Raw genomic sequence first — 21436 nt, forward strand, 5'->3', positions numbered from 1 at the left:
CGCCGTTCAGCGGCCGGGACGCCGGGCCAGCCAACGGTCCAGTTCGGCGGCGAACAGCTGCCGGTCGCGTGGGCCGAGGGGCGGCGGGCCCCCGGTCTGGACCCCGGCGCCGCGCAGCTCTTCCATGAAATTGCGCATCGACAGGCGCTCGGCCATGTTGTTCGGGGTGTACAGCTGGCCGCGCGGGTTCAGTGCGACGGCCTTCTTCTCCAGCACCAGCGCGGCCAGCGGGATGTCCTGGGTGACCACCAGGTCGCCAGCGGCAACCCGCTCGACGATGGCACTGTCGGCCACGTCCAGGCCCTGCGGCACCTGGATCGAGCGCAACCAGCGCGAGGGCGGGGTGCGGACCCACTGGTTGGCGACCAGGGTCAGCTCGATCCCGACCCGTTCAGCGGCCCGGAACAGGATGTCGCGAATGACGCCAGGACAGGCGTCTGCATCCACCCAGATGCGGGGGAGGGCGGGTTCAGCTTGGGTTTCAGCTTCAGTCATTTACCCAGTGTAGGGTAGGAAAAACCTGAATGGGGACTCGGAGTTAGCCACGATCGGCTGCCAGCCCTTGTCACGCCTAGCGGGCGGGCCCTGCCCATGAACGTCCGGGCTATCGCTTTTTGCAGAAAACACGCGTATCGTTGGTCCCACTGTGTTTGCTAGGGTCACCGTGAATCGTGGCCTGGTGCAGTTGATCTCACGATCCGCTCATCGATCCGCTTTACCAACGCCTGCAACTCAGTCTCGGCCCCGATACCCGGTGGCTGCGATTTTTTCAACATGTGTTTCAGGAGTTAGTCAAATGTCTGATCGTCAGACCGGCACCGTCAAGTGGTTCAACGACGCCAAGGGCTTCGGCTTCATCACCCCGGAAAGCGGCCCGGACCTGTTTGTGCACTTCCGTGCCATCCAGGGCACCGGCTTCAAGACCCTGCAGGAAGGCCAGAAGGTTACCTTCATCGCCGTCCAGGGTCAGAAGGGTATGCAGGCTGACCAGGTGCAGGCGGTCTAATCCGTCTGCTACCGTTGGGTAGCCAGAACGCCGGAAGCGAAAGCTTCCGGCGTTTTTTATTGCCCGCCGTTTTGTAGAGTCGAGCTTGCTCGACTGCTTGCAACGACAGTCGAGCAAGCTCGACTCTACAAGCGGCATGCATCCTGCGCGGTACGATGCAGGTCTTCCCAAGGATCATCCTCATGCGCATCGTCCACCATCTGGAAAACTCCCGTTCGCTGCGCGTGCTGTGGATGCTTGAAGAGTTGGGGCTGGACTACGAGCTCCGTCGCTATCCTCGCGATCCGAAAACGCTGCTGGCGCCGCCCGAGCTGCGCAACGTGCATCCGCTCGGCAAGTCGCCGGTACTGCAGGATGGCGAGCTGGTGCTGGCCGAATCCGGTGCGATCCTCGACTACCTTGCCGACCGCTACGACACCCAGCGCCAGCTGTCGCCGCCAGCGATGCCAGCCGAAGGCGCCGAGCGCATTGCCTACCGCTACTGGCTGCACTACGCCGAAGGCTCGGCGATGCCGCCGTTGCTGCTGACCCTGGTGATGGGGCGCATCCGCAACGCGCCGATGCCGTTCTTCGCGCGCCCGATCGCGCGCAGCATTGCCGACAAGGCCGAGCGGGGCTTCATTGGCCCGCAGCGGCGCCTGCACCTGGACTGGATGGAACGCCGCCTCGCCGAAAGCCCATGGTTTGCGGGTGAGCGGTTCAGCGCGGCCGACATCCAGATGAGCTTCCCGATCCAGGCCGCCGCTGCACGTGGCGGTGGCCTCGACGACAAGCCCGCACTGCGTGGTTTCCTCAAGCGCATCGGCGAGCGCCCGGCCTACCAGCGTGCCGAGGCCCACGGTGGCCACCTGCAGGCGCTCAGCGGTAATTGAGGCGGGCGGCGGTCGCCCCCATCTTCAAGGCCATGGATACCGACAGCCCCCGTTTCGACAACCGCCTGCTGCACAGTCTGCCGGGTGACCCCGAATCCGGCCCGCGCCGCCGTGAAGTGCTGGGCGCGGCCTGGTCACCGGTGATGCCCACGCCGGTGGCAGCGCCCGCTCTGCTGGCGTGGTCGCCGGAGGTGGCCACGCTGCTCGGTTTCGATGCCGCTGACGTCGAGAGCGAAGGCTTCGCCCGCGTGTTCGGCGGCAATGCGCTGTACGCCGGCATGCAGCCGTGGGCGGCGAACTACGGCGGGCATCAGTTCGGCCACTGGGCCGGGCAGCTGGGCGATGGCCGTGCGATCTCACTGGGTGAACTGGTTGCGCCGGATGGGCGCCACTGGGAGCTGCAGTTGAAGGGCGCGGGCCCGACGCCGTATTCGCGCGGTGCTGATGGTCGTGCCGTCCTGCGCTCGTCGATCCGCGAATTCTTGTGCAGCGAGGCGATGCACCATCTCGGCGTGCCGACCACGCGCGCGATGTCGCTGGTCGGTACCGGCGAAGACGTGGTGCGCGACATGTTCTATGACGGCCACCCGCGTGCCGAGCCCGGTGCCATCGTGTGCCGGGTGTCGCCCTCGTTCCTGCGCTTCGGTTCGTTCGAACTGCCGGCTTCGCGCGGTGAAACCGCCTTGCTGCAGCAGCTGGTGGATGCCTGCATCGCCCGCGATTTCCCCGAGCTGGAGGGGCAGGGCGAGGCGCTGTATGGCGACTGGTTCGCGCAGATCGCGGTACGCACCGCCGAGATGATCGCGCACTGGATGCGCGTGGGTTTCGTGCATGGCGTGATGAATACCGACAACCTGTCCGTGCTCGGCCTCACGCTCGATTACGGCCCTTACGGCTGGGTCGAGGACTTCGACCCGGACTGGACGCCGAACACCACCGACGCGCAGGGCCGCCGTTACCGCTTCGGTACGCAGCCACAGGTGGCGTACTGGAACCTGAGCCGGTTGGCGCAGGCGCTGGCTCCGCTGTTTGCCGATGTGGCACCGCTGCAGGCCGGTCTGGCCGCCTACCAGTCCACCTTCGTGGCATGCACGCGTCGCGATGCCGCCGCCAAGCTCGGCCTGGCCGCGGCCGACGATGACGACCTGCAGCTCTACCTGCGCTGGCAGCAACTGATGCAGGACGGCGCCATGGACATGACCCTGGCCTGGCGCGCGCTGATGTGGGTCGATCCGGCGGCACCGGATGCGGCGGTGCTGGACGCGGTGTACTACGACGAGACGCGCCAGCAGGCGGTGCGGGCGCCGCTGCAGCAGTGGCTGCAGGACTACGCGACGCGGTTGCGCGCCGATCCGCTGTCGGCCGACGAGCGCGCTGCGAAGATGGGCGCCGCCAATCCGCTGTACGTGCTGCGCAACTGGCTGGCGCAGGAGGCGATCGACCGCGCGGAGCAGGGTGACCTCGGTGGCGTGCACGCCCTGCAGGACGTGCTGCGCGACCCGTATACCGAACGCGCCGGGCTCGAGCACTTCGCCGGCAAGCGCCCGGCCTGGGCCGACAACCGCGCCGGCTGCTCGATGCTGTCCTGCAGTTCCTGAGGGGGGGCTTTTGCAGGGCTGCGCCCTGCACCCGCAGAGGCGAGGTCAACAGCCAGAGCAAAAGCTGGATTCCGTGGTTTGGCGGGGCGGTGTCGGAGTGCGGGGACGCCGCAAGTACGTCCCTGTAGGCTTGGCAGCCGCATCCATGCGGCTGACACCCCGCACTCCGACACCGCCCCACCTCCGACAGATTTCCGGCTGCTGCAGGTAGGTGTCGACCTTGGTCGACACGTGGATCCACGCCAAGCGTGGATGTATTTCATTCAATTCTCGAAATATTCGATTTCGATGGAGATTCATCCACGCATGGCGTGGATCTACTGCAGATCGCAGAAATCTGTCGAAGGCGGGGTGGGTCCGGTTGCGGGAGTGTCCGCGGCATGGATGCCGCGGCCAAGCCCCCAGGGATGGGTTTACGGCGTCTCCCGCAACCGGACCCACCCCGCCATCCCTCGGAATGCGGCTTTTGCTTTCGACTTTGCTTGCGCGTTGGCCTCTGCAGGCGCCGGGCGCAGCCCGGCCGATACCCCTCAACAGGCAGGCAACGGCCGGAACAGGTACCCTATGCCGCCATCAGATAGCCAACGTGACATGACCGACGCCCTCGTCGCTCCGCAGTGGGCCTCCCGCCTGCGCGACATCGCCGACTTCCCCAAGCCCGGCATCCTCTTCAAGGACATCATGCCGCTGCTCGCCCACGGCGAGGACTTCCGTGGTGCGATCACCGCGATGGCCGACCGTTGGCGCGACCAGAAGCTGGACGCGGTGGTCGGCATTGAATCGCGTGGTTTCATCCTCGGCGCCGCGATGGCGCTGGAACTGGGCGTGGGCTTCGTGCCGGTACGCAAGCCGGGCAAGCTGCCGGGCCAGGTGCTGCGCGAGGAATACACGCTGGAATACCGCAGCGACTGCATCGAGGTGCACGCCGATGCGCTGCCGGCTGGCGCCCGCGTCGCGATCATCGACGACGTGCTGGCGACCGGCGGCACGCTGGTCGCCGCGTTGTCGCTGGTGCGCCGCCTGGGTGTCGACGTGGTCGGTGCCGGCGTGCTGGTCGAGCTGGACGGCCTGGGTGGCCGTGCCCGCTGGGAAGCGGAGCTGCCGCTGCACACCGAACTGGTGTTCTGATCGTAGGGTGAGTGCCAACCAAGGTTGGCACCTACCAGAGCGAACCGCCGTGAACCGGTAGTTGCCAACCTTGGTTGGCATCGCTTTTCGCAACCGACGCCATGGACGGGCCAACCAAGGTTGGCCGCTACCAGGTCATGCCGTTGCCAACCGTGGTTGGCAACGCTGCTTCAATCACATCATCCGCACGCGGAATCGACGGCCCTTGATCTTGCCGGCTTCCAGCTTCGCCACGGCCTTGTTGGCCTGCTCGCGCGCGATCGCCACGTAGGAGCGGGTCGGGAAGATCGCGATCTTGCCGATGAACTTGCTCGACAGGCCGGCGTCACCGGTCAGTGCGCCGAGGATATCGCCCGGGCGCAGCTTGTCGGTCTTGCCACCATCGATGCGCAGCGTGCGCATTGCCGCCTGCGGCAGCTCGGCCGGGCGCGAGGTTGCCAGCGGCGTTTTCTGCCAGTCCAGCGGCTGACCCATCTGCGCTTCGATCGCTTCGGCACGGGTCTTCTCGCGGCCGGCCACCAGGCTGATCGCCAGGCCACTGGCACCGGCACGGCCGGTACGGCCCACGCGGTGCTGGTAGCTCTCCACGTCGGTCGGCAGTTCGTAGTTGATCACCGCCGCAAGCTCTTCCACATCCAGCCCGCGCGCGGCCACGTCGCTGGCCACGAGCACGTTGCAGCTGCGGTTGGCCAGCAGCAGCAGTACTTCCTCGCGGTCGCGCTGTTCCATGTCACCGTGCAGGGCGAGGGCGGAGAAGCCGAACTGCTGCAGCGAGTTGGCTACTTCGTCCACGTCCTTGCGGGTGTTGCAGAACACCACCGCCGATTCGGGCGTGTACTTCAGCAGCAGGCCGGCCAGCGCCTTCTGGCGGTGGGCCGGTTCAACCTCGCAGAACAGGTGGCGGATGGCCGGTGCCTGGTCGGCGCCTTCCACGGTCACTTCCACCGCATCGCGCAGCAGGTCGCGTGCCATGGCGCGGATGCTGTCGGGGAAGGTGGCCGAGAACAGCAGGCTCTGGCGGTCCTTGTGGGTGCGGCCGGCGATCTCGCGGATCGGCTCCTCGAAGCCCATGTCGAGCATGCGGTCGGCCTCGTCCAGCACCAGCGTGCGCACCGCACCCAGGTTCAACGCGCGCTTGCGCGCCAGTTCCTGCACGCGGCCGGGGGTACCGACCACCACGTGCGGGTCATGGCCTTCCAGCGACGCCAGCTGCGGGCCCAGCGGCACGCCACCCACCAGCAGCAGCAGCTTCAGGTTGGGAATGCCGGTGGCCAGCTTGCGGATCTGCTTGCCGACCTGGTCGGCCAGTTCGCGGGTCGGGCACAGCACCAGCGCCTGCACGCGGATCAGGCTGGGGTCGATGGACTGCAGCAGGCCCAGGCCGAAGGCGGCGGTCTTGCCGCTGCCGGTCGGCGCCTGTGCGATCACATCACGGCCATCGAGGATGGCCGGCAGGCTCTGCGCCTGCACGGGGGTGAGGGTGGTGTAGCCGAGGGCATCCAGGCCGGGCTGCAGGGCCGGGCTCAGCGGCAGGGTCGAGAAGTCAGTCATGGCGCATTGTACCCGTCCGCGCGGCAGCTCCCGTCCTGGGGTCTTCATCCATGTGGGTGCCGACCTGGGTCGGCACACTCCTGCTCAGCCCAGCACCGCCAGCACGCCCTGGTGGATCGCCAGCCCACCGAACAGCAGCCAGGCGAACAGGATCAGCGCCAGCAGCAGCGGCTTCAGCCCAGCCTGGCGCAGCGCCGAGACGTGGGTGGTCAGGCCGAGTGCGGCCATCGCCATCGCCAGCAGCACCGTATCCAGCTGCACCAGCCCGGCCTGCAAACCAGCCGGCAGCAGATGCAGCGAGTTGAACCCGGCCACCGCCACGAAACCAAACGCGAACCACGGCACCACGATGCGCGCCTTGCTGCCATCGGCGCTGGCCTTGCCACCACGCGCCAGCCATAGCGACAGCGCGACCAGGAACGGCGCCAGCAGCATCACCCGGACCATCTTGGTGATCACCGCAGTATCGGCGGCGGCTTCACTTACCGCACGGCCTGCGGCCACCACCTGCGCCACTTCATGCACCGTCGCACCGGTGAACAGGCCGTACTGGCGTGCGTCCATGGCCAGCCAGCCGTGTGACTGCACCAGTGCATACAGCGCGGGGTACAGGAACATCGCCAGCGTACCGAACACCACCACCGTCGACACTGCGACGGTGACCTGCGCCGCACGGCCTCGCACCACCGGCTCGGCAGCCATCACCGCCGCCGCGCCGCAGATTGCGCTGCCGGCACCGATCAGCATTGCCGCCTCGCGCTCCATCCTGAAAACACGCACGCCCAGCCAGCAGGCCAGGCCGAAGGTGCTGGCGACCACGAGCACGTCCATCAGCACACCGGCCACGCCGACATGGCCGATGTCCTGGAAGGTGAGGCGCAGGCCGTACAGCACGATGCCGGCGCGCAGCAGCCAGTGCTTGGAAAAGCCGACACCGGCCGCGCTGCTCGGCGCCAGCCGCGGGTAGAGGGTGTTGCCGACCACGATGCCGGCGACGATGGCCACCGTCAGCGCGCTCAGGCCGTGCGCCTGCAGCCACGGAAGCTCGGCCAGGTATAGCGAGGCCGCCGCGATCAGGCCCACCAGTAGAAGGCCGGGCAGGCGCGGTTGCCAGCGTTGGCGCAGGGCGGGCAGGGACCAGGGGGAGAGGGCAGGGGCATTCATGACGGGGGCGGGGCGGAAATGATGGCGCCAGCGTGCGCCTGTGCGATTGACCTGTAAAACGAATAATATGGGTGAAAGCTACCTATCAAGCGGGTAATTGTCATGCGCCTGACCTTGCGCCAGCTGCAGGTCTTCGTCGCCATCGCTGACCACGGCAGCACCACCGCTGCGGGCCAGGCCATCGCGCTCTCGCAGTCGGCCAGCAGCGCCGCCCTGCAGGAGTTGGAGGCACATTTCGGCACCCCGCTGTTCGACCGCATCGGCCGTCGCCTGGCCCTGAACGGGCACGGCCGCGCGTTGCTGGAGCCGGCGCGCGCGTTGCTGGTCAATGCCGCCGACCTGGAGCGACAGCTGGCCGCGGGCGGCGACCCGGCGCAGGGTGCACCGCTGCGGCTGGTGCTGGCCGCCAGTACCACCATCGGCAACTACCTGCTGCCGCCGCGCATCGCCGAGCTGCTGCGGCAGGCGCCACAGGCCGAGGTCGACCTGCGCATCGACAACAGTGCCGGCGTGGTCGCTGCCGTGCAGCGGCTGGACGTCGACGCGGGCCTGATCGAGGGCCCGTGCCACGAGCGTGGCCTGCAGGTCACCGCCTGGCAGCAGGATCCGTTGGTGATCGTCGCGGCCGCCGACGCCCCGGCGCGATGGACATTGGATGAACTGCGCCGTGCCCGCTGGCTGCTGCGCGAGCCCGGTTCCGGCACCCGAGAAGCCGTTGAACAGGCCCTGCTGCCGCACCTGCGCGGTTTCGCCCAGACCCTGCAGCTGGGCAATACCGAAGCGATCAAGCAGGCCGCGATCGCCGGCCTTGGCCTGGCCTGCCTCTCGCGCCACGCGCTGGAAGAGCCCCTGGCTCTCGGCCGCCTGCGCGTGCTGGAGACCCCGCTGCCCACTCTGCAGCGCACCCTGTGGCTGGTACGCCACCCGGGCAAGCACTGGTTGCCGGGCTTGCAGGCGTTGTTGGGGGAAGTGGGGTAAGCCATCAGATTCCCATGTGCCGACCAAGGTCGGCACCCACCAGAGCAGAATGCCGCTCCGGCAGATCGCGGAAATCTGGCGAAGGCGGGGTGGGTCCGGTTACGGGGGTGTCCGCGGCATGGATGCCGCGGCCAAGCCCCCAAGGATGGGTTTACGGCGTCCCCCGCAACCGGACCCATCCCGCCATCCCACAGGAAACCAGCTTTTGACGTTGCTTTGGCTGCGGCCGTTGCCTCTGCGGGTGCCGCGTGCAACCCGGCCGACGCCCCCAACCCGTACAATATCCGGATGCCTCTGATTACTCTGCAGAACGTCGACTTCAGCGTCGGCGGCCCGTTGTTGCTGGAAAAGGCCGAACTGTCGATCGAGCCGGGCGAACGCATCGCCCTAATCGGCCGCAACGGCGCCGGCAAATCCACCCTGCTCAAGCTGCTGTCCGGCGACCACAAGCCCGATGACGGCGAAGTCCGCGTGCAGCAGGGCGTGCGCGTCACCCGCCTGGAGCAGGAAGTGCCGCACGGCGCCGCCGGTTCGGTGTTCGACGTCGTCGCCGACGGCCTGGGCGAACTGGGCCAGTGGCTGGCCGAGTTCCATCACCTCAGCCACGCCGAGGTGTTCGATGGCGAAGCACTCGGCAACGTGCAGGCGAAGATCGACGCCGCCAACGGCTGGGGACTGGACCAGCGCGTCAGCGAAACCCTGACCAAGCTCGACCTCGACGGCGACGCCGAGTTCGGCCGCCTGTCCGGCGGCATGAAGCGCCGCGTGCTGCTGGCCCGTGCGCTGGTGTCCAGCCCCGACGTGCTGCTGCTGGACGAACCGACCAACCACCTCGACATCGAAGCCATCGATTGGCTCGAAGCGTTCCTGAAGGGCTGGAGCGGCAGCGTGGTGTTCGTCACCCATGACCGCCGCTTCCTGCGTGCGCTGGCCACCCGCATCGTCGAGATCGACCGCGGCCAGGTCACCAGCTGGCCGGGCGACTGGGCCAACTACGAGCGCCGCCGCGAGGAACGCCTCAACGCGCAGGCGCAGGAAAACGCCCGCTTCGACAAGCTGCTGGCGCAGGAAGAAGTCTGGATCCGCCAGGGCATCAAGGCGCGCCGTACCCGCGACGAAGGCCGCGTGCGCCGCCTGAAGGCGATGCGCACCGAACGCTCGCAGCGCCGCGACCTCAGTGGCAACGTCAAGATGGAAGCCGCGCAGGGCGTCAGCTCGGGCAAGAAGGTCATCGACGTCAAGGATATTTCGTTCGCCTTCGGCGAGCGCACGATGGTCCGTGACTTCAGCACCACCATCCTGCGTGGCGACCGCATCGGCCTGATCGGCCCCAACGGCAGTGGCAAGACCACCTTGCTGAAGCTGTTGCTGGGTGAACTGCAGCCGGCCAAGGGTGAGGTCAACCCCGGTACCAACCTGCAGATCGCCTATTTCGACCAGTACCGCGCGGTGCTGCGCGAAGACTGGAGCGCGATCGAGAACGTGGCCGAAGGCCGTGATTTCCTCGAGTTCAACGGCAAGCGCAAGCACGTGCATGCCTACCTGCAGGACTTCATGTTCACCCCGGAACGCGCGCGTGCGCCGATCACCCGCCTGTCCGGTGGCGAGCGCAACCGCCTGCTGCTGGCCAAGCTGTTCGCGCAGCCGTCCAACCTGCTGGTGATGGACGAACCGACCAACGACCTGGACGTGGAAACCCTGGAGCTACTGGAAGAGCTTCTGGGTGAGTACACCGGCACCCTGCTGCTGGTCAGCCACGATCGTGACTTCATCGACAACGTGGTGACCTCCACGCTGGTGATGGAAGGCGACGGCGTGATCGGTGAGTACGTCGGTGGCTACAGCGACTGGCAGCGCTACGCGGCCAGCATCGCTGCACCTGCCGCGGCCCCGGCAGCCAAGCCGGCGGCAGCTGCACCGGCCGCTGCGGCGGCTACCCCCGCAGCGCCCAAGCGCAAGCTGGCCTACAAGGAAGCGCGCGAACTGGAACAGCTGCCGAAGACCATCGAGAAGCTGGAAGGCGACGTCGAAGGGCTGACCTCGGCGATGAACGACCCGTCGTTCTACACCCGCAGCAGTGCCGAAGTGACCGCGCACACCCAGCAGCTGGCCAAGGTGCAGGCCGAGCTGGATGCCGCGTACGCGCGCTGGGAAGAGCTGGAAGGCTGAGCGCTGGTTGGGTTCGTGCGGACCAACGGTCCGCACCTACCGGAGCCAATGCCCGGTAGATCCACGCCATGCGTGGATATTGGGATCCGTGCGGACCAACGGTCCGCACCTACCGACGCCGATGCCTGGTAGATCCACGCCATGCGTGGATAGCGCGATCAGTGCGGACCAAGGTCCGCACCCACCGGGGGCCAGCGGTCATTTGACCCCGTGCAGATCCCGCAGCTGGCTTGGCCGGCTGCCGAAATACGCCGCCAGATCGGCGATATCCTGATCACTCAGGTCCTTGGCCTGCGGGGTCATCAGCGCATGCTGGCGGTCACCGGCGCGGTAGGCCTGCAGCGCGTGCGCCAGGTAGTCACCGTACTGGCCACCCAGCTTTGGATAGGTCGCATCGATCGGCGCATTGCCGTCCGCCCCGTGGCAGTCGATGCAGCTCTGGTTGGTGGCCTTGCCCTTCACCTTGGCGCGGGCTTCGCCGGCGGCCTCGCGGCCTGCAGGCAGGCCGGCCGATGAAGAAGAACCGTGTTCGCCGCTGGCATGGCCCGGGTCGGCGGCGGATTTCTCGCTGTTTTCAACCTGCGACTGCGAACAGGCGGCCAGCAGCAGGGCAACGGACAGGGCGATGGCATGACGCATCGGATGCGCGGCTTTCGACATGGGCGGGCCTTACTTGACGGTGGACAGGTAAACAGAGAGATCGGCGATCTCCTGTTCGCTGAAGCTCATCGACTGCGCCTGCATCGTTGGATGCCGGCGCTTGCCCTGGCGGTACTCGGTCAGGGCCTGGGCCAGGTACTGCTGGGTCTGGCCGCCGATCTTCGGCACCCGGTAACTGGGGTAGGCGTTCTTGTAGCCGGTGATGCCGTGGCACCCCTGGCAGGTGTAGGCCAGGACGCGGCCATTGTCGAAGTTGCCGGTAGGGGCGGCAGGTGCCGTGGCAGCGGCGGGAGCCGGGGCCGGGGCAGGTGTGGCAGGAGCAGGAGCGGGCTGTGCGGCGGCCCCAAGGGGCAGGAGGACGGCCAGAGCGAGACAAGCGGCGAGCGGCTGCGGGCGCATGGTGTCGTTTCCGGGGATTCGGGTCTGGTCGTTCCGGCGTGGGGTACGGAACGCCCCGAGTATAGCCTCAGGTTTCATCTAGCTGAAATGGGGGTGGGCCGACCAGCGGCGTGAAGACACCATGACCTTTGGGATATGGTGTAGCCGTGAAGTGGTGCATTACTTTGCTACCACACCTGTCCACGCATCCTCCAGGGACCTGACGATGTCGCATCCAACCTTCCTGTCCGGCCGTCGCAGCGGAATCTGCGCTGCCGCACTGCTGATCTCCACCTCCCTGCTGCTGGGCGGTTGCGCCGCAGGGCCCAATTCCGAAGCCAAGGCCGCCGAGACCAAGGAGGAGAAGAAGGTCGATGCGGTCCCGGTCGAAGTGGCGGTGGCCAGCCACCGCGCGGTCGCGGCCAGCTACACCGGCACCGCTGCACTGGAACCGCGCGCCGAATCGCAGGTGGTGGCCAAGACCTCCGGCGTGGCGTTGGCGGTGCTGGTCGAGGAAGGGCAGCGGGTGACCGCCGGCCAGCCGCTGGTGCGTCTGGACCCGGACCGCGCGCGCCTGGCCGTGGCGCAGAGCGAAGCGCAGATGCGCAAGCTGGAAAACAACTACCAGCGCGCACAGAAGCTGGTTGGCCAGCAGATGGTCAGCGCCGCCGATGTCGACCAGCTGCGCTTTGACCTGGAAAACGTCCGCGCGCAGTACCGCCTGGCCACGCTGGAACTGTCCTACACCACGGTGGTGGCGCCGATCTCCGGCGTCATCGCGTCGCGCTCGATCAAGACCGGCAACTTCGTGCAGATCAACACGCCGATCTTCCGCATCGTCGACAACTCGCGGCTGGAAGCCACGCTCAACGTCCCCGAGCGCGAGCTGGCCACCTTGCGTGCCGGCCAGCCGGTGACGCTGGTTGCCGATGCGCTGCCGGGCCAGAGTTTCACCGGCACCGTCGATCGCATCGCACCGGTGGTCGATTCGGGCAGCGGCACGTTTCGCGTGGTCAGCGCCTTCGACGGTGCCGCGCACGCGCTGCAGCCCGGCATGTTCGGGCGCATCCGCATCGATTACGACCAGCGTGCCGATGCGCTCGTGGTGCCGCGCCTTTCGTTGCTCGACGACGGTGAGCCGGCGGTGTTCCGGGTGCGCGAAGGCAAGGTCGCACGGGTTCCGGTCAAGCTGGGTTACGCCGAGGGCCCGTGGGTGGAGATCCGTGATGGCCTGGCGGCCGGTGATCAGGTGGTCACCGCCGGCAAGGTCGCCCTGCGCGACGGCACCGCGGTGCAGGTGATTGCTGATCCGAAGGCCAAGGCGAAAACGGTCGCAGCGTCCGCCACGCCGACAGACAAGGCCGGGAGCAAGCAATGACCGCCCCGGGCCACGACCACGGTGCCTCGCCGGCGAGCGACGGCGCCGCCGCCGGCCTGCGCGGCGGCCTGGTGGAATTCGCCACCCGCCGCCGCGTGACCATCGCCATGTGCACGGTCACCCTGCTGCTGTTCGGCCTGATCGCGCTGGGCAACCTCAAGGTCAACCTGCTGCCCGACCTGAGCTACCCGACGCTGACCGTGCGTACCGAGTACACCGGTTCGGCGCCGACCGAAATCGAAACCCTGATCACCCAGCCGGTCGAAGAAGCGGTCGGCGTGGTCAAGAACCTGCGCAAGCTGAAGTCGGTTTCGCGCACCGGCCAGAGCGACGTGGTGCTCGAGTTCGCCTGGGGCACCAACATGGACCAGGCCAGCCTGGAGGTGCGCGACAAGATGGAAGCGCTGAACCTGCCGCTGGAGGCGAAGGCCCCGGTGCTGCTGCGCTTCAACCCGTCCACCGAGCCGATCATGCGCCTGGTGCTGTCGAGCAGGACCGCGCCGGCCAGCGATGCCGATGCGATCCGCGAGCTGACCGGCCTGCGCCGTTATGCCGATGAAGACCTGAAGAAGAAGCTGGAGCCGGTCTCCGGCGTGGCCGCGGTCAAGGTCGGCGGTGGCCTGGAAGACGAGATCCAGGTCGACATCGACCAGCAGAAGCTGGCGCAGCTGAACCTGCCGATCGACACCGTCATCAAGCGCCTGAAGGACGAGAACATCAACATCTCCGGCGGCCGCCTGGAAGAAGGTTCGCAGCGTTTCCTGGTGCGCACCGTCAACCAGTTCGCCGATCTGGAAGAGATCCGCAACCTGCTGGTCACCACCCAGGGAAGCAATGGCAGCGCGGCTGATTCGGCGCTGCAGCAGATGTTCAATATCGCTGCGTCGACCGGCTCGGCGGCAGCCATCGCGGCGGCCTCGGCGGCGCAGAGCGCATCGTCCGGCGGCGGTTCCAGCGTGGTCGCCAACGGTGTGCCGGTGCGCCTGAAGGACGTGGCCACCGTGCGCCAGGGCTACAAGGAGCGCGAAGCGGTGATCCGCCTGGGCGGCAAGGAATCGGTCGAGCTGGCGATCTACAAGGAAGGCGACGCCAACACCGTCTCCACCGCCGAGGCGTTGCGCAAGCGCCTGGAGCAGATCAAGGGCACGTTCCCGGCCGACGTCGAGATGACCACCATCGAGGACCAGTCGCGCTTCATCGAGCACGCCATCGCCGACGTCAAGAAGGACGCGGTGATCGGTGGCCTGCTGGCGATCCTGATCATCTTCCTGTTCCTGCGCGATGGCTGGAGCACGTTCGTGATCAGCCTGTCGCTGCCGGTCTCGATCATCGCCACGTTCTTCTTCATGGGACAGCTCGGCCTGAGCTTGAACGTGATGTCGCTGGGCGGCCTGGCGCTGGCCACCGGCCTGGTGGTGGATGACTCGATCGTGGTGCTGGAAAGCATCGCCAAGGCCCGCGAGCGTGGCCTGGGCATCCTGCAGGCGGCCATCGCCGGTACCCGCGAAGTGAGCATGGCCGTGGTCGCCTCGACGCTGACCACCATCGCCGTGTTCCTGCCGCTGGTGTTCGTCGACGGCATCGCCGGCCAGCTGTTCCGCGACCAGGCGTTGACGGTGGCGATCGCCATCGCGATCTCGCTGCTGGTGTCGATGACGCTGATCCCGATGCTGAGCTCGCTGAAGGGACGGCCACCGCTGGCGTTCCCGGAAGAGGCACCGAATGAACCGTGGCAGCCGCAGAACCGCTGGCAGAAGCCGGTCGCGCTGGGCCGCCGTGGCGTCGTCGCAACCGCGCGCTGGGGCTTCTTCGCGCTGGCCTGGTTGATCGTGCGTGTGTGGCGCGGCGTGGTGGCGGTGGTCGGCCCGGTGATGCGCAAGACCAGCGATCTGGCGATGAAGCCCTACGCGGGTGCCGAGCGCGGCTATCTGCGCCTGCTGCCGAGCGCGTTGGCCCACCCGGGCAAGGTACTGGGCGTGGCCACGATCATCTTCGTGGCGACCATGGCGCTGGTGCCGATGCTCGGTGCCGACCTGATTCCGCAGCTGGCGCAGGACCGTTTCGAAATGACGGTGAAGCTGCCGGCCGGCACGCCGCTGAAGCAGACCGATGCGCTGGTGCGCGAACTGCAGCTGGCACACGGCAAGGGCGAGGGAGTGGCATCGCTGTACGGCGTCAGTGGCAGTGGTACCCGGCTGGATGCGAGCCCGACCGAAAGCGGCGAGAACATCGGCAAGCTGACCGTGGTGATGGAAGGCGGCGGCAACGCACGCACCGAAGCGGCCATCACCGAACGCCTGCGCAGCACTATGGGCCAGCATCCGGGCGCCCAGGTCGATTTCGCACGGCCGGCGTTGTTCAGCTTCTCCACGCCGCTGGAAATCGAACTGCGCGGGCAGGACATGGCGACCCTGGAAGTGGCCGGCCAGCGCCTGGCGGCGATGCTGCGCGGCAATGCGCACTACGCCGACGTGAAGTCGACGGTGGAAGAGGGTTTCCCGGAAATCCAGATCCGCTTCGACCAGGAACGTGCCGGTGCACTCGGCCTGACCACCCGCCAGATCGCCGACGTGGTGGTGAAGAAGGTGCGCGGCGACGTCGCCACCCGTTACAGCTTCCGCGACCGCAAGATCGACGTGCTGGTGCGGGCGCAGGAAGGCGACCGCGCCAGCGTGGAGAGCATCCGCCGGCTGATCGTCAACCCGGGCAGCACGCGCCCGGTCACCCTGGACGCGGTGGCCGACGTGGTCGCGACCACCGGTCCGAGCGAGATCCATCGTGCCGATCAGACACGCGTGGCAGTGGTGTCGGCCAACCTGCGCGACATCGATCTCGGCGCGGCCATGCGCGAAGTGCAGCAGATGGTGGCCGAGCAGCCGCTGGGTGCGGGCGTTGGCCTGCACATCGGCGGCCAGGGCGAGGAGCTGGCACAGGCGGCGAAGTCGCTGATCTTCGCCTTCGGCCTGGCGATCTTCCTGGTCTACCTGGTGATGGCTTCGCAGTTCGAGTCGCTGCTGCATCCGTTCGTGATCCTGTTCACCATCCCGCTGGCGCTGGTCGGTGCGATCCTGGCGCTGATGCTGACCGGCAAGCCGATTTCGGTGGTGGTGTTCATCGGCCTGATCCTGCTGGTCGGCCTGGTCACCAAGAACGCGATCATCCTGATCGACAAGGTCAACCAGCTGCGCGAGGCCGGCGTGGCCAAGCACGAGGCACTCGTAGAGGGAGCGCGCTCGCGCCTGCGGCCGATCATCATGACCACCCTGTGCACGCTGTTCGGCTTCCTGCCGCTGGCGGTGGCGATGGGCGAGGGTGCCGAAGTACGCGCGCCGATGGCGATCACCGTGATCGGCGGCCTGCTGGTGTCGACCCTGCTGACCCTGCTGGTGATCCCGGTGGTGTATGACCTGATGGATCGTCGCGGCGATGCCTACTACCGTGAACGCGGCCGCAAGCACGCAGGTGAGATCGAGCAGGGTGCCGCCGGCAGCGCGGCGGGTGCGGAGGAACCGGCATGAGCGTTGCCGAGTTCTCCATCCGCCGTCCGGTCACCACCATCATGTGCTTCGTGTCGCTGGTGGTGATCGGCCTGATCGCTTCGTTCCGGTTGCCGCTGGAAGCGCTGCCGGACATCTCCGCACCGTTCCTGTTCGTGCAGATCCCGTACACCGGTTCGACCCCGGAGGAAGTGGAGCGGACCATCATCCGCCCGGTCGAGGAATCGCTGGCGACGATGACCGGGATCAAGCGCATGCGCTCGTCGGCGACCTCCGAAGCGGCGCTGATCTACATCGAGTTCAGCGACTGGGACCGTGATATCGCCATCGCCGCCTCCGATGCCCGCGAGCGCATCGATGCGATCCGCAGCGACCTGCCCGACGACCTGCAGCGCTACAACGTGTTCAAGTGGTCCAGCAGCGACCAGCCGGTCCTGAAGGTGCGCCTGGCCAGTACCACCGACCTGACCACCGCCTATGACATGCTCGACCGCGAGTTCAAGCGGCGCATCGAGCGTATTCCGGGCGTGGCCCGCGTCGATATCACCGGCGCGCCGCCGAACGAGGTGGAGATCGCCATCGATCCGAACCGGCTCAACGCGCACGGGCTGAGCATCAACGAGCTGAGCGAGCGCCTGCGCACGCTGAACTTCTCGATCTCGGCCGGGCAGATCGACGACAACGGCCAACGCGTGCGCGTGCAGCCGGTGGGCGAGATCACCGATCTGCAGGAGATGCGTGACCTGGTGATCAACGCCAAGGGCCTGCGCCTGGGCGACATTGCCGATGTTCGGCTGAAGCCGGCGCGCATGAACTACGGGCGCCGCCTGGACGGCAACCCGGCGGTCGGCCTGGACATCTTCAAGGAGCGCAGCGCCAACCTGGTGGAGGTCTCGCGTGCCGCGCTGGCCGAGGTCGAATCGATCCGCGCCGAGGCGTCGATGCGCGACGTGCAGATCAAGGTGATCGACAACCAGGGCAAGGCGGTGACGTCATCGCTGCTGGAGCTGGCCGAGGCCGGCGCCGTCGGCCTGATCCTGTCGATCACGGTGCTGTTCTTCTTCCTGCGCCATTGGCCTTCGACCCTGATGGTGACGCTGGCGATCCCGATCTGCTTCACCATCACCCTGGGCTTCATGTACTTCGTCGGGGTGACGCTGAACATCCTGACCATGATGGGCCTGCTGCTGGCGGTGGGCATGCTGGTCGACAACGCCGTGGTGGTGGTGGAGAGCATCTACCAGGAACGCGAGCGCATGCCCGGGCAGCCGCGGCTGGCTTCGATCATCGGCACCCGCAACGTGGCCATCGCGCTCAGCGCGGGCACGTTGTGCCACTGCATCGTGTTCGTGCCGAACCTGTTCGGCGAGACCAACAACATCAGCATCTTCATGTCGCAGATCGCGATCACCATCTCGGTCTCGCTGCTGGCTTCGTGGCTGGTCGCGGTCAGCCTGATCCCGATGCTGTCCGCGCGCATGGCCACGCCCAAGCTGGTGCACTCGCAGACCGGCATGATCGCCCGGCTGCAGCGCCGCTATGCCACGCTGCTGGACTGGTCGCTGCACCATCGTGGCTGGAGCCTGCTCGGCATCGTGCTGGTCGTGCTGGTCAGCCTGGTGCCGATGAAGCTGACCAAGATCGACATGTTCGGCGGTGATGGCGGCAAGGACATCTTCATCGGCTACATGTGGAAGGGCGCCTACACCTATCGGCAGATGTCCGATGAAGTGGCACGGGTGGAGAACTGGATCGACCAGAACCGCGAGCGCCTGCATGTGAAGCAGGTCTACTCCTGGTACAGCGAGCAGGAAGGCAGCTCGACCGTGGTCACCCTGGACGAGAAGTACGCCAAGGACATCAAGGCGCTGCAGGAAGAGCTGCGCAAGCGTCTTCCGAAGTCGGCCCGCACCGACTACTTCGTCGGCAACCAGGGCGGCGACGGTGGCGGCGGTGGCAACCAGGGCGTGCAGGTGCAGCTGGTCGGCGACTCCAGTTCGATGCTGCAGGAAATCGGCCAGGAAGTGGTGCCGCTGCTGGCCCAGCGCGCCGAACTGCGCGACGTGCGCATCGACAACGGCGAGAAGGGCGGCGAACTGAAGGTTCGCGTCGATCGCGAGCGTGCCGCGGCATTCGGCTTCAATGCCGAGCAGGTGGCCAGCTTCGTCGGCCTGGCGCTGCGTGGCGCACCGATGCGCGAGTTCCGCCGCGGCGACAACGAGGTGCCGGTGTGGGTGCGCTTCGCCGGTGCCGAGCAGAGCAGCCCGGAAGACCTGGCCGGCTTCAGCGTGCGTACCGGTGATGGCCGCAGCGTGCCGCTGCTGAGCCTGGTTACCGTCGATGTCGGTTCGTCCGCCACCCAGATCGGTCGTACCAACCGCCAGACCACGCTGACCATCAAGGCCAACCTGGCCGAGAAGGTCACCGCGCCGGATGGCCGCAAGGCGATGGAAGCGGTGCTCAAGCCGATGAACTTCCCGGCCGGCTACGGCTTCACCTTCGACGGCGGCGACTACGGCAACGACGACGAGGCGATGCAGCAGATGGTGTTCAACCTGCTCATCGCGCTGGTGATGATCTACGTGGTGATGGCGGCGGTGTTCGAATCGCTGCTGTTCCCGGCGGCGATCATGAGCGGCGTGCTGTTCTCGATCTTCGGCGTGTTCTGGCTGTTCTGGATCACCGGCACCTCGTTCGGAATCATGTCCTTCATCGGCATCCTGGTGCTGATGGGCGTGGTGGTGAACAACGGCATCGTGATGATCGAGCACATCAACAACCTGCGGCGCGGCGGCATGGGCCGCACCCAGGCGCTGGTGGAAGGCTCACGCGAGCGCCTGCGCCCGATCATGATGACCATGGGCACGGCGATCCTGGCGATGGTGCCGATCTCGCTGACCAATACGCAGATGTTCGGCAATGGCCCGGAGTACGCGCCGATGGCGCGCGCGATCGCCGGAGGCCTGGCGTTCTCGACCGTGGTCAGCCTGCTGTTCCTGCCGACGATCTACGCGGTGCTGGACGACCTGCGCAGTGCGGTTACGCGACTGATTCGGCGTGCGCGCGGCCTGGAAATGGTAGAGCCGGGCGCTGCCCGGCTGTAATGCGCGACAACGTGTTGTGGTGTGGGGGAGGCCGGTCGTAGTGGGGCGGCCTCCCCCTTTTTTCGTTCGCCGCGTCCGTTTGCCTTCTGTAGAGCCGAGCCATGCTCGGCTGCCTTTCGCCGCGTCGCGGCGCCGCCCGAGCATGGGCTCGGGCGCTACAGATTCTGTGGCCGGTTGGAAAGGCTTACCCGGCGACCTTGCCCCACACCTTGAAGGTGGTCAGCCACAGGCCGAGCATGCTGCCGATGTTGGTCAGCATGAAGGTCAGCACCACGCGGGTGACGCGGTTGCGGTACCAGCCCTTCAGGCTCTGCGCATCGTCGCGCAGTTTCAGGAAGTCCTCGTACGCCGGTTTGCGCAGCCGCGCTTCCACCAGCGCCGAGAACGCACCGGTCGGGATGCTCAGGCGGAACGGCTTGAACGGAGCCACCGCGATCGCGGTGAGGATGCTCAGCGGATGGCCACCGGCCAACAGGCAGCCCAGGCCCGCCAGGCCACCGGTATACATCGCCCAGGTCGCCAGCAGTTCGGTACCCACGCCCAGTCCACCGCGATAGAAGCCCACGCCGATGCCGGTCGCCACGATGGCCAGGATGCCCAGCGTGAACCACGGAATGTTGCGCTTCTTCGGCACCGCCTCCAGTTCCGCGCGCAGCGGCGCCGGTGCCTCGGTGTCGGTTTCCAGGTAGCGCGCCAGCCCGGCCAGGTGGCCGGCACCGACCACGGCCAGCACTTCGCGCTGCTGCGGGTCGTGCTCTTCGCGCAGGCGCGTGGCCATGTAGCGGTCACGCTCGCCGATGATGGTCTCGTACAGCGCCGGGCTCTCGCTGGCGAACTCGCCGAAGCTCGATTCCAGCATGTCGCCCTGCTTGAGTTTCTCGATCTCGTTCTCGCCCACTTCCTCGGATGAGAACAGGCCGGCACCGAGGCCGGCGACCAGCTTCAGCTTGCCGAAGAAGCCCAGCCGCTGCGACGCACGGCGGAAGGTCAGGCCGACCTCGCGGTCGATCAGGTGAACCGGCAGGTTGCGCTCGCGCGCCAGTTCCACCGCGCGCTTGAGTTCCGCGCCCGGCTCGATGTCGAGCTGTTCGGCCAGGCGGCGCTGGTAGGCGGACAAGGCCAGGTTGGCGGCGAACAGGGCGACGCGGCCCTTGCGGATCACCTCGACCAGGTCCAGCTTGGCCAGCGTGTCCGGGTCGCTCAGCGCCTGCAGGCGCTGCGGGTCCAGCTCGACGGCCACCGCATCGAAGCGGCCGCTGTCGATCGCCTTTTCCACGGCCTCGACGCTGGCGCGGGAGACGTGGGCGGTGCCCAGCAGGGTGTAACGCACGCCGTCGCGTTCGACGACGCGCACCGGCTGGCCGGCGAACAGATCGTCACCGGTCTCGGGAAGGGTTTCAGTCATGGATTCATTCATTGGAAGGTGCGGTGTCGGCGCCATCGCCGAGCGCGCGCTGCATCTGCACGGTATCCAGCCAGCGGCCATGCTTGCGGCCGAGGCCGCGGAACACGCCGACCAGCTCGAAACCGAAGTGTTCGTGCAGCTTGATCGAAGCGGTGTTGGTCGGTTCACCGATCACCGCCACCATCTGCCGGTAGCCGCGTGCCACGCAGGCGTCGATGAGGGCCTGCAGCAGGCCGGTGCCCACGCCCTTGCCCTGGAAACGGGCATCGACGTAGACCGAATTCTCGACGGTCCACTGGTAGGCCACGCGGGTGCGGTAGGTGTTGGCGTAGGCATACCCCGCCACCTGGCCGTCGATCTCGGCGACCAGGTAGGGGAAGCCACGGTCGATGATGTCGCGCATGCGGCGCAGCATCTCGGTCGCGTCCGGAATGTCGTACTCGTAGGTGTTGACGAAGTCGGTCACTTCCACCGCGTAGATCGCGGTGATCGCGTCGATGTCGGCCGCGCCGGCATCACGGATGAGGACGGCCATGCGCGGGCTCCGG

At 67.2% G+C, this 21436-nt stretch carries 15 protein-coding genes and 1 pseudogene; 9 read left to right on the forward strand and 7 right to left on the reverse strand.

What is annotated here, in order from left to right; all coding sequences use genetic code 11:
- Positions 1–6: 6 nt before the first annotated feature.
- Positions 7–495, reverse strand: a complete 489-nt coding sequence (locus N5C18_RS11320; RefSeq protein ID WP_053512042.1) for a YaiI/YqxD family protein — start codon at positions 493–495, stop codon at positions 7–9.
- A 301-nt stretch (positions 496–796) separates the two neighbouring features.
- Here N5C18_RS11320 and N5C18_RS11325 point away from each other — a divergent pair, with 301 nt between their 5' ends.
- From N5C18_RS11325 to N5C18_RS11340, 4 genes are all read left to right on the forward strand, one after another.
- Positions 797–1006: a cold-shock protein gene (locus tag N5C18_RS11325; RefSeq protein WP_004153307.1), complete on the forward strand. Its 210-nt coding sequence runs from the start codon at positions 797–799 to the stop codon at positions 1004–1006.
- Positions 1007–1188: 182 nt separating this feature from the next.
- Positions 1189–1878: a glutathione S-transferase gene (locus N5C18_RS11330; protein ID WP_053512174.1), complete on the forward strand. Its 690-nt coding sequence runs from the start codon at positions 1189–1191 to the stop codon at positions 1876–1878.
- A 32-nt stretch (positions 1879–1910) separates the two neighbouring features.
- Positions 1911–3476, forward strand: a complete 1566-nt coding sequence (locus tag N5C18_RS11335) for a protein adenylyltransferase SelO (RefSeq protein ID WP_164242433.1) — start codon at positions 1911–1913, stop codon at positions 3474–3476.
- A 591-nt stretch (positions 3477–4067) separates the two neighbouring features.
- The gene (locus N5C18_RS11340) at positions 4068–4604 is read left to right on the forward strand and encodes an adenine phosphoribosyltransferase (protein ID WP_279944615.1); all 537 of its coding nucleotides are present in this window, start codon (positions 4068–4070) and stop codon (positions 4602–4604) included.
- 174 nt (positions 4605–4778) lie between these two features.
- Here N5C18_RS11340 and dbpA read toward each other — a convergent pair whose 3' ends face one another.
- Positions 4779–6155: an ATP-dependent RNA helicase DbpA gene (dbpA, locus tag N5C18_RS11345; RefSeq protein WP_005413029.1), complete on the reverse strand. Its 1377-nt coding sequence runs from the start codon at positions 6153–6155 to the stop codon at positions 4779–4781.
- Between the two features lie 84 nt (positions 6156–6239).
- Positions 6240–7319: a YeiH family protein gene (locus N5C18_RS11350; RefSeq protein ID WP_279944616.1), complete on the reverse strand. Its 1080-nt coding sequence runs from the start codon at positions 7317–7319 to the stop codon at positions 6240–6242.
- Positions 7320–7421: 102 nt separating this feature from the next.
- Here N5C18_RS11350 and N5C18_RS11355 point away from each other — a divergent pair, with 102 nt between their 5' ends.
- Positions 7422–8297, forward strand: coding sequence for a LysR family transcriptional regulator (locus N5C18_RS11355; RefSeq protein WP_279944618.1), 876 nt, complete (start codon positions 7422–7424; stop codon positions 8295–8297).
- A gap of 288 nt (positions 8298–8585) precedes the next feature.
- Complete coding sequence (locus N5C18_RS11360) at positions 8586–10466, forward strand: ATP-binding cassette domain-containing protein (RefSeq protein ID WP_279944619.1); 1881 nt, start codon at positions 8586–8588, stop codon at positions 10464–10466.
- A 198-nt stretch (positions 10467–10664) separates the two neighbouring features.
- On the opposite strand, the gene N5C18_RS11365 is transcribed toward N5C18_RS11360, so the two are convergent.
- Both N5C18_RS11365 and N5C18_RS11370 read right to left on the reverse strand, forming a co-directional pair.
- Complete coding sequence (locus N5C18_RS11365; protein WP_006430887.1) at positions 10665–11126, reverse strand: cytochrome c; 462 nt, start codon at positions 11124–11126, stop codon at positions 10665–10667.
- A gap of 9 nt (positions 11127–11135) precedes the next feature.
- Positions 11136–11525 (reverse strand): c-type cytochrome, encoded by a 390-nt coding sequence (locus tag N5C18_RS11370; RefSeq protein WP_053449512.1) that lies wholly within the window; start codon positions 11523–11525, stop codon positions 11136–11138.
- Between the two features lie 205 nt (positions 11526–11730).
- On the opposite strand from N5C18_RS11370, the gene N5C18_RS11375 reads away from it, so the two are divergent.
- The 3 genes and pseudogenes from N5C18_RS11375 to N5C18_RS11385 all read left to right on the forward strand — a co-directional run bounded on the left by N5C18_RS11375 (position 11731) and on the right by N5C18_RS11385 (position 19483).
- Positions 11731–12882 (forward strand): efflux RND transporter periplasmic adaptor subunit, encoded by a 1152-nt coding sequence (locus N5C18_RS11375; protein WP_164242665.1) that lies wholly within the window; start codon positions 11731–11733, stop codon positions 12880–12882.
- Positions 12883–12944: 62 nt separating this feature from the next.
- A pseudogene (locus tag N5C18_RS11380) lies at positions 12945–16400 on the forward strand (efflux RND transporter permease subunit); the annotation flags it as partial.
- Entirely contained in the window at positions 16397–19483 is a 3087-nt protein-coding gene (locus tag N5C18_RS11385) for an efflux RND transporter permease subunit (protein WP_279944621.1), read from the forward strand. The pseudogene N5C18_RS11380 and the gene N5C18_RS11385, both read left to right, overlap by 4 nt.
- 184 nt (positions 19484–19667) lie before the next feature.
- Here N5C18_RS11385 and N5C18_RS11390 read toward each other — a convergent pair whose 3' ends face one another.
- On the reverse strand, positions 19668–20900 hold the full coding sequence (locus N5C18_RS11390; RefSeq protein ID WP_164087773.1) for a TraB/GumN family protein: 1233 nt from the start codon (positions 20898–20900) through the stop codon (positions 19668–19670).
- On the reverse strand, positions 20893–21423 hold the full coding sequence (locus N5C18_RS11395) for a GNAT family N-acetyltransferase (RefSeq protein ID WP_279944622.1): 531 nt from the start codon (positions 21421–21423) through the stop codon (positions 20893–20895). The genes N5C18_RS11390 and N5C18_RS11395 overlap by 8 nt, the downstream gene beginning before the upstream one ends.
- Positions 21424–21436: the final 13 nt, after the last annotated feature.

Origin of the sequence: Stenotrophomonas sp. GD03930 (genome assembly GCF_029839665.1) — a bacterium.
Lineage (GTDB): Bacteria > Pseudomonadota > Gammaproteobacteria > Xanthomonadales > Xanthomonadaceae > Stenotrophomonas > Stenotrophomonas forensis.

What these genes read in the sequence shown, in the direction of transcription:
- N5C18_RS11320 (WP_053512042.1), bottom strand. Translation starts at nt 495, where the DNA reads ATGACTGAAGCTGAAACCCAAGCTGAACCCGCCCTCCCCCGCATCTGG.
- N5C18_RS11325 (WP_004153307.1), top strand. Translation starts at nt 797, where the DNA reads ATGTCTGATCGTCAGACCGGCACCGTCAAGTGGTTCAACGACGCCAAG.
- N5C18_RS11330 (WP_053512174.1), top strand. Translation starts at nt 1,189, where the DNA reads ATGCGCATCGTCCACCATCTGGAAAACTCCCGTTCGCTGCGCGTGCTG.
- N5C18_RS11335 (WP_164242433.1), top strand. Translation starts at nt 1,911, where the DNA reads ATGGATACCGACAGCCCCCGTTTCGACAACCGCCTGCTGCACAGTCTG.
- N5C18_RS11340 (WP_279944615.1), top strand. Translation starts at nt 4,068, where the DNA reads ATGACCGACGCCCTCGTCGCTCCGCAGTGGGCCTCCCGCCTGCGCGAC.
- dbpA (WP_005413029.1), bottom strand. Translation starts at nt 6,155, where the DNA reads ATGACTGACTTCTCGACCCTGCCGCTGAGCCCGGCCCTGCAGCCCGGC.
- N5C18_RS11350 (WP_279944616.1), bottom strand. Translation starts at nt 7,319, where the DNA reads ATGAATGCCCCTGCCCTCTCCCCCTGGTCCCTGCCCGCCCTGCGCCAA.
- N5C18_RS11355 (WP_279944618.1), top strand. Translation starts at nt 7,422, where the DNA reads ATGCGCCTGACCTTGCGCCAGCTGCAGGTCTTCGTCGCCATCGCTGAC.
- N5C18_RS11360 (WP_279944619.1), top strand. Translation starts at nt 8,586, where the DNA reads ATGCCTCTGATTACTCTGCAGAACGTCGACTTCAGCGTCGGCGGCCCG.
- N5C18_RS11365 (WP_006430887.1), bottom strand. Translation starts at nt 11,126, where the DNA reads ATGTCGAAAGCCGCGCATCCGATGCGTCATGCCATCGCCCTGTCCGTT.
- N5C18_RS11370 (WP_053449512.1), bottom strand. Translation starts at nt 11,525, where the DNA reads ATGCGCCCGCAGCCGCTCGCCGCTTGTCTCGCTCTGGCCGTCCTCCTG.
- N5C18_RS11375 (WP_164242665.1), top strand. Translation starts at nt 11,731, where the DNA reads ATGTCGCATCCAACCTTCCTGTCCGGCCGTCGCAGCGGAATCTGCGCT.
- N5C18_RS11385 (WP_279944621.1), top strand. Translation starts at nt 16,397, where the DNA reads ATGAGCGTTGCCGAGTTCTCCATCCGCCGTCCGGTCACCACCATCATG.
- N5C18_RS11390 (WP_164087773.1), bottom strand. Translation starts at nt 20,900, where the DNA reads ATGAATGAATCCATGACTGAAACCCTTCCCGAGACCGGTGACGATCTG.
- N5C18_RS11395 (WP_279944622.1), bottom strand. Translation starts at nt 21,423, where the DNA reads ATGGCCGTCCTCATCCGTGATGCCGGCGCGGCCGACATCGACGCGATC.